The sequence below is a fragment of the Johannesbaptistia floridana genome, from assembly GCF_057440575.1.
Genome location: NZ_JALKVM010000239.1, coordinates 1 through 1910 on the forward strand (window position 1 = coordinate 1; position 1910 = coordinate 1910).

The following is a 1910-nucleotide window of genomic DNA, read 5'->3' on the forward strand; positions in this document are numbered from 1 at the left end:
CTAATGCCGACGGTAACAATTCACGAGGTAAATGGGGGGCTAACCCTGATAAGGCAATAGCTCGGAAGTATTCAGATCTAATGCCTCGGGCGGCTTCTAATGCGGAAGGTAACAATTCGGGAAAATGAGCGGCTAACCCCGATAAGGCCGTAGCTCGGGAGTATTCATTTCCAATGCCTCGGGCTATTTCTAAAGCAGATGCTAACAAAGAAGGAGGCAGATATTTAACAATCGCCGCTAATCCTTCAGCTTGACTGTGTGAATCTTGGTTTTGCCTGATATAAGCTAATCCCTGTGCTGGTGTCCAAATTTCTTTTTCCACTAATGCCGCTATCAACCCTGCTCTAATATTTCCTGCCAAACTATTAAGAGATGTCAAGATTAGAGCATAACGAAACTGTAAACTAATTGATTCTGTGGGGTTTTTGTCAAAATCCTCTTCTGCTAGTTGCCAAGCCTTTGATATATCCTTGATGAAATTAGCTGTTTTACCTTGTTTCTCACACTGACTGTACCAACCGTTTGTTCCAAGAGTGTTTTCTTCTCTCAGTAATTGATGTATCTCTTCAATTCTCTTAGCTTGTTGAAAATGCCAGATTAATTGGTTATAAATATAGCCGTCATCATCTAAACTGTGCCATTGACCATTTGTAGTTTGCTGTTGATATTTTTCTAATAATTGTTGATGGGCTTGGGCAATAGATAGTCCTAATCCTGGTAATTGCCAATTTTCATCAGGTTGTGTGGGTGATTGAAGCAGATTCCGCGCTAAATCATGTAAGAGGTCATGTAGGCGATAATTAGTTCCCTCTTCACTGGAAACTCCTGGTAATAATAAAGCTTTACTTCGTAAATATCTCAAAGTCTTTTTAGCCTTATTTTCCTGATAATCCCATAAAGTTGCTGCCATCTTTTCTGTGATGGTGACATCATCAGGTAAGACCCCTAACCAAATAAATTGTTTTAGTCTTTCAGAAGATAATCGTTTTAAACTTAAGTTAAAACAGGCTATTAAACTAAAATGTTTTCGTTTTTCTTCACAGGTAGCTTCCTCAGCTTCCATCCTGTCTAAGATGTCTAACTCTTTTTCTATATCTGATAATAACTCATCCCAAGTACATCCTTCACTGATTTGAACTGCGGCTAATTCTAAAGCTAGGGGTAAATATCCCACGGTTTTTGCTAAAGTTTCTGCTTTTTCAAGTTCTTCGCTTGTTAGTTGTTTAGTTAAACAAGAGGTTAATAACTCCAAAGATTGTTCTGGAGTCATCAGGTCTAAGTCATATCGAATCGCCCCTCTAACAGGTGCTTCCCTAGTAGTAACTAAAAGTTGACAGCCTTTTCCCGCAATTTGAAAAGGCTCAACATCCTCAGGATTCCAAAGGTCATCAACTACTAATAGGGCTTTTTTATCTGCTAGTAATGTTTTTAGTTGTAGAGTGGCTGCATCTATACTGGTTGGTTTAAAGTCATAATCTCCTAATGCTTGTATCCAAGTATGAAGAAAAGACAAAATATCTGGTTGTTGACCTAAGGTGGCCCAAAAAATCCCATCAGGAAAGTTTGATTGAACTTCAGAATCATGGGCTAAAGCCGCAGCTAAGGTGGATTTGCCAATACCTCCTAATCCATAGATGGCACTAATAACTAAAGTTCCATTTTGGCCTGTTTCTTGAGATAAGAGATTTCTTTTTAGTTCAAGAGTGTCTTCTGGACGTTTTACAAAATAGTGAGGTAAAGGAGGTGCTTGATTAAAATATCTGCTGGGTATTTGTGGTGTTTTTGGGCTTAATTTTTGAATCTGTTCTTCACATTCAGCGATTTGTTGTTGTAACTCGAACTTTTGTGCTGGGTTTGATGCGATCGCTTCTTGTTGTTGAAGATATTTTAACTTCTTCTGCCAAGTTTTT

The 1910-nt window shown here is 38.5% G+C and carries 1 protein-coding gene; it reads right to left on the minus strand.

Features of this window, described 5'->3' with window-relative positions:
• Nucleotides 1–1910, minus strand: a 1910-nt coding sequence (locus MW688_RS15180; protein ID WP_486736855.1) for an NB-ARC domain-containing protein, incomplete at both ends; no start/stop codon positions are given.